Consider the following 14,698-nt stretch of genomic DNA (forward strand, 5'->3'; position numbering starts at 1 on the left):
AGTTTCTGTGTTAAAAAACTCTTAAATTGCTTCGAACATTTTGCCGGGCAAAGGTCTAATTAGCCCTTTAAGTTCCATGTTTAAAAGAATTCCAGATATTTTGAAAATTGGAAAATCGCATTCTAGAGCAATGATATCTAATAACTCTTTTCCGTTTTTAATCAAGAAATTATAGATGCATTCTTCATCTGGATTTAACTCCACAAAAAGCTGTCTTTGAATGGTTTTGGGCTTATTTTCAAGATCCCAGTTTAGTACGTAAATCAAATCGGCTGCACTGGTTAAAACATTTGCTTTTTGCGTTTTAATAAGATTATTGCAACCTTGGCTATATCGGTCTGTAACACGGCCTGGAACGGCAAAAACTTCCCGATTATAATCATTAGCTAAATTGGCTGTAATTAATGAGCCTCCTTTATCTGCCGATTCAATCACGATCGTAGCTTCGGTCATACCTGCAACAATACGATTTCTACGTACAAATTTCTCTTTATCAGGATTAGAAGAACTCCAGAATTCAGTAATAAATCCACCATTTTCTTCCATTTTAGCAATGTATTTTTTGTGCGTTTTTGGATAAATCTGATTCAAACCGTGGGCTAAAACTCCAATAGTCTGCAAATTATTTTCCATTGCCAATTGATGTGAGACAATATCTACACCATACGCAAATCCGCTAACAATCACGGGATCAAGCGGAACAAGGTCTTCAATTAATTTTTTACAAAAATCAATTCCGTATGATGTTACTTGCCTGGTTCCCACGATACTGATTACTTTTTTATTTTTCAAATCTATATTGCCAGAAGTAAAAAGCAAGACTGGAGAATCGATACAATGTTTTAGGCGATCTGGATAATTTTCATCTTGAAAATAAGAGACATTTATTTGGTCTGCGTGAATAAATTCAAGTTCCTTGCTCGCCTTTTCAAAAATCGATTTATCCTTCAAGTTTTTAAGCAGGATAGAACCTACTCCGTCTATAGCAGCAATTTGTATGGCTTTTGTTTTAAAAACAGCTTCGGCACTACCGCAATGCGTCAACAACTTCTTAGCCATAATATCACCAACTCCATCAACTTTAAGTAACGCTAATAAATAAAATAAATCTTGATCTGACATGGATATTGAATGCATTAAATGGCGGTGAAAACATAGGTTTTTAAAACAAATCTTGGATTTATTTCAAAAGTTGCAAAGATACAAAATATAAGTAAATTCATTCAAAAATATATTCGTGATGATTCTATTTAGCTTTCAAATACTTGATAAAAAACAATTTAAGTACCAATTTTTAAGAATTGTAATCTATATATTTGCTTTGCGTAGTAAGCAAAGAAAAAACGGATTTCAAATAATTGAATCCGTTTTTCTACCAAAAGTCTCACATGTAATTAATTTATTCTAAAATGTTGCACACACTTCGTGATTTGCACTTAAAACTCCATAATAAGCCATTCCTCTCGCACAAACTTTATTAACTGCTACTAAATTTATAACAATAACAACTTGAAATGGCCCAATATAGCTATTAAAAACTTCAATACTACCCCCTTCAACAATTGTCACTTTTACAGGGATATTTTCAGTTATTTTGATCCCAAAAATTTCAGCTTTTATTTGAACTATTCCCTTAAAAACACCTTTTGAATAATTACAATCTTTTAGTTTTAAAGAAAATGAAAAGCTTTTGTCAGTATCATTACTAATTTCAGAAATTGAAATAGGGCTAATTTGCAGGTCTAACGTTGAAAAATCTTTTTCTACTTTCCACATTAAAATAGAGGAGCTATCTTCAAATCCACAATCATCTGACTTTTCCCCTTTCCCAGGCAGAAGAAGAAATTTTGGTTTATCTAATTTCATACAAGTACCAATTGTTTTTAACCCAACTATTTTTACAAGTGATAATCCGTCTCCAAATTGCTTTAAGGATGGCAAATTTTCTTTTTCTAAATTTAGGTTATGAACAGAATATGGTTCTCCAAATACTTTTACTGTGAAATTCTCTTTAATTTGTTCAATAATAAATTTTTCCATTTGTTTAATTATTTAATGTTTCCTACTCCTATGGCTTTTCGGTATCGCCCCGTTTATTTGAGTGGTTTCTAGCCTCCACTTTTATTTTCTATAACTTTAACTGGTTGATTATTAAACCAAAATTCTAAATTATAAGACAAAAAAAAATCCCTACAAATAGGGATTTTTTGATTAAAATTTATTTCAATTAATTTATATCAGGCATTAAGTCTGCTATGAGGAAATTAAAAATCGTATTTCCGTTCTACAGCAAAACGAATTAAATCGGTTTTGCCATAGATATTCATTTTTTTGAGGATATTTTTACGGTGGGTATCTACGGTGCTTTTACTTATAAAAAGTTCTTCAGCGATTTCGTTGGATGTTTTTCCTTCTCCAATAAGTCTTAAAATCGCCTTCTCTCTAGCGCTTAAAAGAATGTTTTCTTTCGTTAATTCATCTTTTACAATAATTGCGTCGTCAAAAAAAGTTTCGTTGCTTACAACGGCTCTAATCGCTTGGATTAATTTTTTAAGTGGGGAATTTTTCATAATATATCCTGAGGCTCCTGCTTCTTTCATTTGCTGAACAGCTTCGGACTGATCAAACATGCTAAAAGCAATAATTTTGATCTCAGGAAATTCACGCTTAATTATTCTAGTAGCACTAATTCCGTCACATTTTGGCATTCGGATATCTGTAATTACAATCTGAGGTCTTTTATTTCGAACCAATTGTATTAATTCATCTCCATCATTGGCTTCACCAACAACGGTAATATCCTCTTCAAATTCTAAAGAAAGTTTAATACCGTCTATAAGCGACTGATGGTCTTCGGAAATAATTATTGTGATCATAATGGCAAATCTATAATGATGGAAGTTCCTTTAGTTAAAATTGAATCGATTGTAAATGTTCCGCCCATCTGTTCTACTTTTTTCTCCATGTTTTTAAGGCCTATACCGGATTTCCCGACAATCGTTTTCGGATTGAAACCTTTGCCATTATCTTCAATAATGACATTAATTTCCTTTGCTGATCCTTGTGTTAGATAAATATTTACTTCTGTTGCTTCAGAATGTTTTATAATGTTTGTACACAGTTCCTGAATCATTCGAAATAAGGCAACTTCTATCGTATTTTCTAATCTTTCTGTAAGTTCAAACGGAATAACATTAATAGTTAAGTGTTCTAAGACACTCATTTTCTCAGCCATTTTATTAACTGCAACCAATAATCCTTCACTGCCTATAACTCCCAGATTTTTGAGATGTGCAATATTTCGAACCTTTTGATAAGCCTCTTCTAATAACACATCGGTTTTGTCATAAAGTTTATTTTCCTGTAGGTTTTCAACTTCACTTTGACGCTTCAGATTTTGGAAATTTAACTTTAATGTAGTCAGGATACTGCCCAAATCATCATGCAATTCGTTGGCTATATTTTGACGTTCTTTTTCCTGACTTTCGAGCATTAAATCAATATCATTAAGCTCTTGGTCTCTGAGTATTTTTTCGGTTTTTTGTATTTCAATTAGTTTCTCTTGTTCTGCAATTTTTTTCTTTTTAGTGATGTTTTTATATCCTAAAATACTAATTAACAAAACAATAATTAAAATACTCGCTATCAGATATAAAATTACATTGTTTACTCTAATGTCTGTTTTTAACTGAAGATTTTCAAGTTCTTTTTCCTTGGTTTTGTATTTGGTATCAAAATTATTAATGGCAATATTTTGCTGCTCTGTATTTAAAGAATCATGATATTTATTTGAGATTTCTAAGTGATATAATGCTTTATTAAGATCATTGGCGTCTTTGTAATTCAAATAAAGAAATTTATTAATGTTTTCCTTGTTAACTTTAACATATTCAATCAGCTTTATTTTATCTGCCTGATGTAATAAATCAATTGCTTTTTGGTACTGACGAAGCTGAGAATAATTTGATGCCTGATTCATCAAGTTATAACAAATGTAGTTGGGATTTGGTCTTTTTTCCTGATGCAAAAGCAAATTATCTTTGCGCAGATAATACAAACTGGAATCTGGTTTGTATAAAACATCACTAAAAAGCACAGCCAGATTATTATATATTTTACTCTCAAGCTTTTTGTCCTTTACTTTTTTGTTTAAACTTATTGCTTTTCTAAAGTAAGACAGGCTCTCCTGGGCTTCTTTGCTGTTTATTTTTAAAGAGGCTAATTGAACATAGCCTTTTAGAATTTTAGAATCATCTTTGGTCGAAAAAGCATAATCCATATATTCTTTGAGATAGAATTGATGTTTTTGAGTATTATCTTTGTAACTAACTAGCAATGAGGCAATGTTGAGATTTATTTCCATAGCTTTCTCGACACTATTTGCGTTCAAATATTGTTTTTTCGCCATTAGATAATTTTCAATGGCTTTTACATCGTTGTTTTGTTTACTATAACTTTTCGCTGTCAAAAAATAATAATATCCTAAATCTTCTGGTAAAAAAGCTGCGGTATTTATCACCAAAAGTTCCTTTAATGCTTCTTTTGAATTCCCTTTTTCAATAGATTTTTCGATGGAACTCAAAACTTTATTTTGCCCCATACAAATGTTCACTGTACAAAGTAAAGTGAGCATAAAGCAAAAAGTTATGTATAATCGATTATTCACTATCTTCTTCACCTTCACGGATTGTACCCCTTCCTGTTGAATCTGGAGTAACTATAGGGTCTTTAAATACATCTTCAAATATTTTTTCAGGCGTTTTTCTCAATTCATCATTTTCATGATGAAAAGCAACTTTAATTTTTTTAGAAAAATCCAACGATAAAAAATCATTAGAATTTAAATCAATAACAAACGCTTCAAAATTTCCATTTGCTACTAATTTTACCCCAAATGAATCTTTAAAATGAATTACAATTCTGTTTTCATGCGGACTTGAAATATTGTAAGTTTTATGTATAAAATAAACATTGTCTTTTTGAGGTTTAGGGATTGCTACAGCTATAACTGCTTTCTTACCTTCAAATATAGTACCTCGTACATCGTAATCTTTCATGGTTTATGTTTTTAAGTTTATAATAATCAAATCTATAGTAATTATAAAAGAAAAAAAATACCTATAAATAGGTATTTATAAAATGATCCAAAACCTAAAATCGCTTTAATTTTAAGATAATCAATTGGTTAATTTTTGCATCTTTTAGATTCCTAACTTCATCTACCTTCTTTAAAGCTAATAAATAAAACATGTTTACAATTTGGTATTGTCCAAAAAATATTATGTAAAATAGAAACAAAAATTAAAAGAATTCTAGGCTAAAAAAAGCGTAATTTCTTAATAAAAATCAAAAATTAAGCATCAACGAAAATACAAATTTTAATAAGATTTTAATTAAAAATCTGAAAATCAAATGTCTAAAAAAAAATCAAAATTGTTAATAAAAATTGTGAATAAAATTTTGATAACTATATTCGTTCCATAACTTTGTTACTATGAAAATCGAAACTTACATAGGACAGTTATTGTATCGTTATCAGTGTGTAACGGTTCCAGGATTTGGTGCTTTTTTAACCGAAATTCAATCAGCACAGCTGAATGAAAACACGAATTCGTTTTATCCTCCTAAGAAATTGATCTCTTTTAACAGTCATTTGAAAAACAATGACGGTTTGCTTGCAAATCATATTGCAAATGCTGAAAAAACATCTTATGGTTTTGCCGTAAGCGCAATAGCATTTGAAGTTTTGAACTGGAAAAAAACGCTTGAAGAAGATGGCACAATTAGCTTAAAAAACATTGGTGAAATTCGTTTGAATTCTGAGAAAAACATTATTTTCACTCCAAATGACCAAACCAACTATTTAGCAAGTTCTTTTGGATTAAGCCCTTTTGTTTCTCCTCTAATTAAAAAAGAAGTTTTAGAAAGAAAAATAGACGAAGTTTCACAAAAAGAAACCATAGCTCTTTATGAGGATGAAGAAACTAGATCTTCAAATCCTTTCTTGAAATATGCTGCTATTTTTGTATTGGGACTAGGAATTACAGGAAGCATTGGATATCCCTTATACCAAAATCAAATTGACTCAAAGACTTTAGTGGTTGAAAGCGCTGTTCAGAAAAAAGTTGAAAACAAAATTCAGGAGGCTACATTCTTCATTCAGAATCCATTGCCAGCAGTGACACTTTCTGTTGACTCAGCAAAGGTTGAATCTCCAGAAACTAAATTAATGCCTTATCACATTATGGCAGGAGCATTCAGAAGTGAAGCAAATGCTAAAAAAGCTTATGATCAATTAATAAAAGATGGTTATCAGGCGCGTATGCTCGGCGAAAACAAACATGGCCTATTCCCTGTTTTATATGGAAGTTACGCCACTATGGCCGAAGCTACCAAAGCACAAAAAGAAATTCAAAAAGGCGAAAATCCAGATGCCTGGATATTAGTCGAAAACTTATAAAACTTAAAAATCCGATTCAATTGAATCGGATTTTTTTTGGCTTATTCTGTTGTTTTAAAACTCTCAGCCGATAGTCCGTCTTTTTTTCATCTCATAATTTAGCTTGTCACTAAATTTAGAAAAAGATGAAAAAATTTAAACTCATAGCATTTACAATTCTTCTGATGAACAGCTCTTATTTCTTTGCACAAGAGACGAATATGTATGAAAAAACACAGGAAGTAGAGCAACGAAAATTTGAAAACGATTTTAGAAATACTTGCTCTCAAAATCACAAAGCACTAGATGAAAAAATTACAGAATTAAAAAGCAAATTAAAAGAGGTTGAGTTAAAAAAGAAAAATCTGGTTAAATCTGAAGATAATTTGAAATCAACAACAGTAAAAATCGAAAAACTTCAAGAAGCAAATCGAAAATTAGAAAGTAAAATTACCACCAACAACATCTCTGAAGAAGAAACGCAGAAAATGCGCATCAAAACAAAAGAAAACGAGGTTACTATTCAAAAACTAAAATTAACGCAAATAACACAGCAAAAAGAGCTCGAAAAAGCCATACTGGCATTATAAACAAAAAGCCTATTCACTTTGAATAGGCTTTTTGTTTATCGTGAAACAATTTTAGCATCTTGAAGAAGTATTTTTTTGCTGCCTTGATATATCGTAAATCGGGCCGGAGGCGAATTTTTTTCGCCCAAAATTATAATTGCACATTCGTAAGTATACTTGTCATTTGCAAATTCATATTGATGATTGCCACCAATACCTTCGACAATAAGTTTACCCTTATAAAGAATCATATCAGGCTTTTCGCTCATCTTTTTTCCAATTGCCCATGATGCAAAACGATAGTTATTTTTACCCAGATCATCAATTCTGATGATAAATTTAGCCGTTTCTAAAATGCATATTGGAGTCTGGAAATAAGCAATACTTGTATCTAAATCACTTTTCTGCTCGGCAATAAGTTTTTTTCTGAGATCAATTTCAAATTTCGACAAATAATTAACTGCTGCCAGACGTCCGTCTACATCGAGCCAAATACTTCCCTTATCAAGCATTATGCCGCGCAAACCCATATCGTACCAATTTTTTTCAGGATTCGATTTTATGATTTCATTTTTAAAATTAGCATCAAAAACTTCATCATATCGCTTTATAAAATCTGTTTTATCGATTATATCCGGTATTGGATATTCCCTGTTCAATGGGTAAACAACTTGATCCGCCAATGCTTCTTTTTTGTTGTCTTTTATGTTTTCAATAAAACGCTGTGCAAATATCTGGTACTCTGAACTTGCTTTTTGGGCAGATGCATAATTACAGATTAGAATCGATAGAATTACAAATAAATAGCTTCTTTTCATCTTAAAAAAAAATTTAATTAAAAACTAACTATCACAAAAACAATCAAATATAATCAAATTAAATTTAGTTCTTATTGAGGTTTAAAACCATTGCTAATTTGTTTATCGTGGAACACTTCTCTAGGTGTAAATCTTAAGAATTGCTTTTATTTTAAATTCTATTTTACATAATGTTTTTTGTGGAAATTCAAAATTTCTCTATTGAAATCAGTTTATACTGGCTTTGAACATTTTAAGTTCATCCCAAGTAAATTCATCACCATATTTTTCTTTTAGCGGCGCTAAAGATTCTTCCTGATAAAACTCAAAAGCATCCCTAAGCGCCAAAATTTTATCATCTGGAAGAACATCAACAATATCAACTTTTTTCGCCTGAATCAGTTTTATCAAATGGGTTTCGACCGTTTGTACTGTCAATTTTCTGATGCGTGCAATATCTTCTACAGATTTTTTCTCAATCCAGAGCTCGTACGTTTCTTCAACGGTTGTCTTTTTTACAACTTTTTCAGTTGATTTATCTGCTTTTTTATAAGAATAACGTGTAACGGGCTCATCAACCTGAAACATGTCTGTATTTGCTATTTTAAAATCTTCTCTGATTTTCGAAATTTTATCCGTTTTATAATTCTTAATCACCGGAGAAGTCAAACTTTCTTTGCTGATTGTTTCACGGGAAACCACAATTTCAAGAAGCAATTTTGCTTTCATTAAACGCAAAACCGCTTTAGTTTGTAAATCGTCCAAAACAGACAATTCTTCATAAAATTCCTTTACTTTTTTAAATTTCTGAATTTCGGCCATTTTACTCAAAAGATCCGTAACCAATTTATCCATCGGTTTAAAAAAGTAATTGTATGCCGCTTCTACTCTTTCTTTCACAAAAACTAAATCAACAGTTTCGCTACTGAAAATTTTATTAAGTTGATTAATGAATTTCTGCGAAGGATCGATAAGCGCTTCGATCGAATCCAAACGCTTATGCGCCCATACCGAATGCTTCGATTTTTCTGATCCTGTCGAATTTTCATTATAACTGAAACGATGATTACGCCATTCTTGCGCCAAATCTGTCCAGTTAAAACTGTTAATCAAATAGTTATGAATAAAATTTTTGGTTTCAAAATGCAGTGAATTTTTCAAATCATCTTCAGTCGCTTTGTTTAAAGCATAATCCATAACATCCTGATCGTTCGAAAGACCATTCATCTGCATCGGCGAAAGCAGAATAAGCCCGTTTAAGGAAGTTAAACGCGAAAGTGCAACATATGCCTGTCCAGGCAGGAAAACTTGCGATACATCAAGCGCAGCCTTCTCAAAAGTTAATCCCTGACTTTTGTGAACCGTAATTGCCCAAGCTAATTTTAACGGATAATGCGCAAACGTTCCTAAAACCTCTTCTTCGATCTCTTTGGTGAGTTCATTTACTTTGTAACGAATGTTTTTCCACTCGTATTTTTCGACTTCAATTGTTTTGTTTTCTTCTGGAAAATGAACAAAAATTTCTTCTGGAGAAAGCGATTTTATTACGCCCATTTTTCCGTTGAAATATCGCTTTTCAAAAGATAAATCATTCTTTACGAACATAACCTGAGCGCCTACCTTCAACTTCAAATTTTCTTCAACAGGGAAAATTTTTTCTGGAAAATCGTGAACTACAAATGGCTGATACGAAAATTCATTTCCAGGCAAATCATTGATTGCCTGTTCATTGATTGCATCAGCTTTTGCATTATGTGTGGTTAAAGTTATATAACCCGGATTCATTTTTAAATCGAAATCGGGTTTGACATATTGATTTAAAACCTCAATATCTTCTTTTGTAATTTGATTGTTTCTAAGATTATTCAAAACCGAAATAAAAACATCGTCACTCTGACGGTAAATCTTAGATAATTCAATATATATCGGCGGATTCTGCTGAATTACATGCGAATGAAAAAAGAATTTTCCCTTATAATAATTACGCAATGTACGCCATTCTTCATCCCGAATTACGGGCGGAAGTTGTAATAAATCTCCAATAAAAAGCACTTGAACACCGCCAAAAGCGCGCGTATTTTTTCGAACTGTCTGCATCATAAAATCGATAGCATCTAGCAAATCAGCGCGAAGCATACTGACTTCATCAATAATCAGCAACTCCATATTTCGGATCACATTACGCTTGACATTGTTCATTTTGAAATGTCTTCGCAACGATTCTTTATTCTCAAATTTCACTGTTTCTGTAAACTGAGAACTCTCCTCATAAGTCGGAATAAAAGCAGAAAAAGGCAGTTGAAACATCGAATGAATCGTAACGCCACCTGCATTTAAAGCTGCGATACCTGTTGGTGCTACAACTACAGTATTTTTATGAGTTGTGGCAATGATTTCACGCAATAAAGTAGTTTTTCCTGTACCAGCTTTACCAGTAAGAAATATTGATTTTTGCGTTTGATTTATGAATTGTAAGGTGTAAGCTGCGGCTTCTGAAACATTTTGCATTAAGCGGGTATTAAACGTCAAAAATATCGCATTTTTATAAAAGAAAAAAACCTAAATCAATTACTGATTTAGGTTTTTCATAAAATTTAGTTAGTTTGGTAGTTTATTTTTTTGCCTCTTCACCATCTTTTGCAGCAGCTTTTCCATCTGTTTTTGGAGTCGCTTTGTACTTCTCATTCAATTCTTTAATGATATCTTTTGTAATATCAAATTTATCTTCTGCATATAAAATTGATGCAGCATCACCTGTACCATAAATGTATGCGTAACCGTTCTTTTTACCGTAATCTTTGATGAATTTTTTAACACCGCTGATTAAAGAATCCATTTCTACACCGCTTTCTTGCTGTAATTGCTGTGATAAAGCTTGTTGAGCATAACCCAATTGTTGCTCTCTTTTTTGCAATTCAGCTCCTCTTTGTTGTGCCCATTGCTGGCCATTTGCCTGCGCCTGACTTTGAAAATTAGCAGCGTCTTGTTTAAAACGAGTAATTTCAGCCTGTAGTTGTCTCCCTTTTTCTTCTGCCTGAGCTTTGTATTTAGCTTCCAGGTCTTTTGCTTCAGTGTATTCTTTCATTAAAACTGAAGTATCTACGTAAGCTGTTTTTACTTCCTTAACTTCCGCTGTTTTATTACAAGAAACAGCCAAAATTGAAAGTCCGATAATTACTAATGCTTTTTTCATTTCTAAATTTCTATTTTTTTTATTGGTATGAAAGACAAAAATATAAAAAAATAAATAGCACCAACATAAAGTTTAAAAAATGCTAAAAATTTATGATATTAGTTTTCTTTATGGCATAAAAGGGTTTCATAAAATATCATTATTAAAAGTGACTTCCATAACTTTTATTTAAGATACACTCTCAAAAAAGACAGTGCAAGCATCAATTTACCTATAAAAACGCCTTAAATACGCTTATTTTAAGTTTTGCTTCTTTTTTAAGCGTATAATCGATCTCTAAACTTTTTCTAATTCTCTGTTTCTAAAAATTGATGAAAAAATGTTTATTTTAAAATTTTGTTTTTTAAAAAAATTGCAACGAATTTTTTTTGAAACTTTTTTTGATTTTCATTTTTTTTTAAAATCCGAAAGCAAAAAAATATTCGAAATTTTTGCCTGATTAAATCCAAAATTTGAAATCGAAAAAAACAAGAAAAAATTCCAAAAACTGGAGTGATTTTAAGGTATTAGTTTTCTTTATGGACAAAAAAAAAGCTATAAAATATCACTATTAAAAGTGACTTTCATAGCTTTTATTAGAGCTGTTTTCTCAAAAAAGACGACACAAACCCTCGTCTATATCAAGAAAATGTCTTAAACGCGCTTATTTGTCGTTTTAGCTGTTTTTTAGGATGTAAATGTGCGATGAATACTCTTTTGTTGAAGATGCTTTTAAATTTGATCGCAAACCGACAAAAAATGCTTTTATAAAATTCATTTTTCCGGTTTTGTATTTTTCAGAAAGAAGACTCACATAAAATGAATCAAATTTCATTGGAAGTACTTTTTCTAATTTCATGTCGACTTTTTCAAAAAGCATTTTGATCGCTTTTTTAGAAAAATGCCAAAAGTGAATTGGTACATCAAAAGCTGCCCAAAATTCTCCGTAATGTTTTGCGTCGAATGATTTGAAATTTGGAACCGCAACAATTAATGTTCCAGTTGGTTTTAATAAACGTTTCAATTCCTGAATTTGAAGTTCTAAATTTGGAACGTGTTCCAAAACGTGCCACATGGTAATTACATCAAAAGAATTATTTTCTAATTCGCTCATTTCTTCAACAAACGAAATTCCTTTTTGCTTCGCAATATTTTTTGCACGATCGCTCGGTTCAACTCCAATTACATTCCAACCGTCATTTTTTGCTGTCAATAAAAAATCTCCTGTTCCGGCTCCAATGTCTAAAATTTTTCCTTTTTGAGATTGTTCTGAATTAATCAAATTTAGTTTATTTTTTAAAGCGATGCTTTTTACAAAATGATATGCTTTTTCAAAAACAGAACGTTTGTTATCTGTATGTGAAATATAATCTTCGCTTTCGTAATATCTTCCTAAATTTTCTAAATCTGGTTGCGGAAATGTAATCAGCATATCCAAATTTTCATCATGATACAATTCGAAAATTTCTTTTGAAACAGAATGGTCTTTTACTGTGAGAAAATGTTTTTTATTTAAAACGTCCATTTTAAGTTAATAGTTTTTTTTAATAGAATTCGGGTTTGGATTTATGTTAAGTTGAACCAAAGTTCATCTAAACATAAATTTTGTTTTTTATTTAAAAATCGTAAAAATTCATTATTATTCATTTTTACGATTATTACTATTTTTATTTTATTTGAAAACAATTCAACGTTATACTTTTTAAAAAGTTTCACGTGGAACAATTTTCAGTTAGCAGTCACAGTTTTCAGTCACAGTTTTCAGTCGCAGTTTTCAGTTAGCAGTTTCTGAAAACTGAAAACTGCGACTGAAAACTTTCTATCTTCCCATATAAATCAAAAGCACGGAAATATCACTTGGTGAAACTCCACTGATTCTTGAAGCTTGAGAAATTGTCACAGGACGAATTTTGCTCAATTTTTGTTTCGCCTCAATCGACATGGATTTGATTTTGTTGTAATCGAAATTCTCCGGAATTTTTACTTCTTCTAAACGATTTAGTTTATCAGCATTATTTCTTTCCTTTTCAATGTAACCAGAATATTTAACTTGGATTACTGCTTGTTCAACAATTTCTTGATCTAAATCATTTTCTTTTATATATCTATCCACTTTTTCAAATTTCAACATATCCTCCAATTCGATTTGCGGACGAGAAAAAACTTTAAACATTTTATCTCCTTGAGAAATTGGTGCCGATTCCTTCGCTTCCAAAATTGGATTTGTCTCAGCAACCGTTACACTAGTTTCTCTAAAAAAGGAAACCATCTTTTCAGACTCATTCAATTTGTGTTCCATTCTTCGCATTCTTGCTTCTGATGCCAAACCAATTTCGAATGACATTGGCGTCAATCTGAAATCGGCATTATCTTGTCGCAACAATGTTCTATATTCTGCTCTTGATGTAAACATACGATATGGTTCTTCCGTTCCTTTAGTAATCAAGTCGTCGATTAAAACTCCAATATACGCTTCATCACGTTTCAAAATTAACGGTGCTTTTTCATGCACTTTTAAATGCGCATTTATTCCAGCCATCAAACCTTGCGAAGCTGCTTCTTCATATCCTGTCGTTCCATTAATTTGTCCAGCAAAATACAAACCTTCAACTAACTTTGTTTCCAAAGTATGTTTCAATTGTGTCGGCGGGAAATAATCATATTCGATTGCGTAACCTGGCCGAAAAAATTTTACATTCTCAAAACCGGCAACTGTACGCAAAGCTTTAAATTGAATATCTTCTGGAAGCGAAGTTGAAAATCCGTTAACGTAAACTTCACAAGTATTCCATCCTTCTGGTTCGACAAAAAGTTGGTGGCGTTCTTTATCTGCAAAACGATTAATCTTGTCTTCGATCGACGGACAATATCTTGGACCTATACTTTTTATTCTTCCGTTGAACATTGGCGAACGATCAAAACCAGATCTCAAAATATCATGAACATCCAATGACGTGTATGTCATATGACAAGATCTTTGATGCGTTAACGGAACCGTCAAATCCGAATAAGAAAACTTATCTGGTTTTGCATCTCCTTTTTCTTCGTTCATTTTCGAATAATCCAAAGAACGTCCATCAACTCGTGGTGGCGTTCCTGTTTTCATTCTTCCTGCTTCAAATCCAGCTTTCACTAAATCTTCAGTAATTCCGGTTGCGGCACTTTCACCTGCTCTTCCTCCACCGAATTGTTTTTCTCCGATATGAATCAATCCATTCAAAAAAGTTCCGTTTGTCAAGACAACCGATTTGGAACGAATTTCAATTCCAAGCGAAGTTCTAATTCCCTTTATCTTTCCATTCTCGATAATCAGACCTTTTACCATTTCTTGGTAAAAATCCAAATTTGGAGTTCCCTCCAACATCATCCTCCATTCTTCTGCAAAACGCATTCTGTCACTTTGAACTCTCGGCGACCACATTGCAGGCCCTTTCGATTTATTCAACATCTTAAACTGAATTGCAGTTCGATCTGAAACGATTCCGGAGTAACCTCCAAGTGCATCGATCTCACGAACAATTTGTCCTTTTGCAATTCCTCCCATCGCAGGATTGCAAGACATCTGAGCTATGTTCTGCAAACTCATTGTAACCAATAAGGTTTTGGATCCTAAATTTGCGGCCGCTGCCGCGGCTTCAGATCCTGCATGACCAGCACCAACTACAATAACATCGTATTCTTCTAAAAACATTTTGTTTTATTATTCTCTGGAAACCGTCTA

Annotated in this window: 12 protein-coding genes; 2 read left to right on the top strand and 10 right to left on the bottom strand. The window is 31.9% G+C overall.

Annotated features, from left to right (window positions below; genetic code table 11):
* Positions 1–21: 21 nt before the first annotated feature.
* The 5 genes from dprA to ACWA1B_RS02380 form a co-directional block, all read right to left on the bottom strand.
* Positions 22–1,122, bottom strand: coding sequence for a DNA-processing protein DprA (gene dprA / locus ACWA1B_RS02360; RefSeq protein WP_456904300.1), 1,101 nt, complete (start codon positions 1,120–1,122; stop codon positions 22–24).
* Between the two features lie 282 nt (positions 1,123–1,404).
* Positions 1,405–2,040, bottom strand: coding sequence for a hypothetical protein (locus ACWA1B_RS02365; protein WP_456904301.1), 636 nt, complete (start codon positions 2,038–2,040; stop codon positions 1,405–1,407).
* 224 nt (positions 2,041–2,264) lie between these two features.
* Positions 2,265–2,876, bottom strand: coding sequence for a response regulator transcription factor (locus ACWA1B_RS02370; protein WP_456904302.1), 612 nt, complete (start codon positions 2,874–2,876; stop codon positions 2,265–2,267).
* The gene (locus tag ACWA1B_RS02375; protein WP_456904303.1) at positions 2,873–4,633 is read right to left on the bottom strand and encodes a sensor histidine kinase; all 1,761 of its coding nucleotides are present in this window, start codon (positions 4,631–4,633) and stop codon (positions 2,873–2,875) included. The genes ACWA1B_RS02370 and ACWA1B_RS02375 overlap by 4 nt, the downstream gene beginning before the upstream one ends.
* A 25-nt stretch (positions 4,634–4,658) precedes the next feature.
* Positions 4,659–5,057, bottom strand: coding sequence for a hypothetical protein (locus ACWA1B_RS02380; protein ID WP_456904304.1), 399 nt, complete (start codon positions 5,055–5,057; stop codon positions 4,659–4,661).
* A gap of 437 nt (positions 5,058–5,494) precedes the next feature.
* Here ACWA1B_RS02380 and ACWA1B_RS02385 point away from each other — a divergent pair, with 437 nt between their 5' ends.
* Together ACWA1B_RS02385 and ACWA1B_RS02390 are read left to right on the top strand one after the other, a co-directional pair.
* A complete protein-coding gene (locus ACWA1B_RS02385; protein ID WP_456904305.1) occupies positions 5,495–6,460 on the top strand; it encodes an HU domain-containing protein in 966 nt (321 codons plus the stop codon).
* A 125-nt stretch (positions 6,461–6,585) separates the two neighbouring features.
* A complete protein-coding gene (locus ACWA1B_RS02390; protein WP_456904306.1) occupies positions 6,586–7,029 on the top strand; it encodes a hypothetical protein in 444 nt (147 codons plus the stop codon).
* A 35-nt stretch (positions 7,030–7,064) separates the two neighbouring features.
* Here the strand turns inward: ACWA1B_RS02390 and ACWA1B_RS02395 are convergent, their stop codons facing one another.
* The 5 genes from ACWA1B_RS02395 to mnmG all read right to left on the bottom strand — a co-directional run bounded on the left by ACWA1B_RS02395 (position 7,065) and on the right by mnmG (position 14,668).
* On the bottom strand, positions 7,065–7,826 hold the full coding sequence (locus ACWA1B_RS02395; RefSeq protein ID WP_456904307.1) for a hypothetical protein: 762 nt from the start codon (positions 7,824–7,826) through the stop codon (positions 7,065–7,067).
* 207 nt (positions 7,827–8,033) lie between these two features.
* On the bottom strand, positions 8,034–10,313 hold the full coding sequence (locus tag ACWA1B_RS02400) for a helix-turn-helix domain-containing protein (protein WP_456904308.1): 2,280 nt from the start codon (positions 10,311–10,313) through the stop codon (positions 8,034–8,036).
* A gap of 103 nt (positions 10,314–10,416) precedes the next feature.
* On the bottom strand, positions 10,417–10,998 hold the full coding sequence (locus ACWA1B_RS02405) for an OmpH/Skp family outer membrane protein (RefSeq protein WP_035646720.1): 582 nt from the start codon (positions 10,996–10,998) through the stop codon (positions 10,417–10,419).
* A gap of 655 nt (positions 10,999–11,653) precedes the next feature.
* Entirely contained in the window at positions 11,654–12,502 is an 849-nt protein-coding gene (locus ACWA1B_RS02410) for a class I SAM-dependent methyltransferase (RefSeq protein ID WP_456904309.1), read from the bottom strand.
* A 294-nt stretch (positions 12,503–12,796) separates the two neighbouring features.
* Positions 12,797–14,668 (bottom strand): tRNA uridine-5-carboxymethylaminomethyl(34) synthesis enzyme MnmG, encoded by a 1,872-nt coding sequence (gene mnmG, locus ACWA1B_RS02415; protein ID WP_456904310.1) that lies wholly within the window; start codon positions 14,666–14,668, stop codon positions 12,797–12,799.
* Positions 14,669–14,698 lie beyond the last annotated feature (30 nt).

Source organism: Flavobacterium xizangense, assembly GCF_054075145.1.